Here is a 387-nt window from a genome sequence, read left to right on the forward strand (position 1 = left end):
GGTCAATCCGGTTGCTTGGTTTGCCATGTTTTCGTGCCTTTCTCAGAGGTCGGTCATAATAAAAAGAGTCTAGAACAGTCCGCGCTGACGGCTCTCGGTTTTCGAACACCACAGATCTGCTACCCGGTTTCTGGTATGCTTGCGGCGCATTGCTAACAAGAGGCTTCACGTTGTTATGTCAGGTTGGCGTAAAATTTATTATAAAATATTGAATTTACCACTTAAATTGTTGGTAAGAAGTAAGGTCATCCCTTCAGATCCGGTTACCGAGTTAGGGTTGGATCCCTCACGGCCGATTTTGTATGTTTTACCTTACAATTCCAAGGCGGATTTGCTGACGCTGCGCACCCAGTGCCTGGCGCAGGATCTGCCCGATCCGCTCAACGC

General features: G+C 48.1%; 1 protein-coding gene. It reads left to right on the forward strand.

The annotated features are described in order from the left end of the window. Window positions 1-175 precede the first annotated feature (175 nt). Window positions 176-387, forward strand: a 212-nt coding sequence (locus tag KQX66_RS38925; RefSeq protein ID WP_216798414.1) for a lysophospholipid acyltransferase family protein, incomplete at its 3' end; no start/stop codon positions are given.

The organism is Paenibacillus oleatilyticus (assembly GCF_018998565.1).
GTDB lineage: Bacteria > Bacillota > Bacilli > Paenibacillales > NBRC-103111 > Paenibacillus_G > Paenibacillus_G oleatilyticus.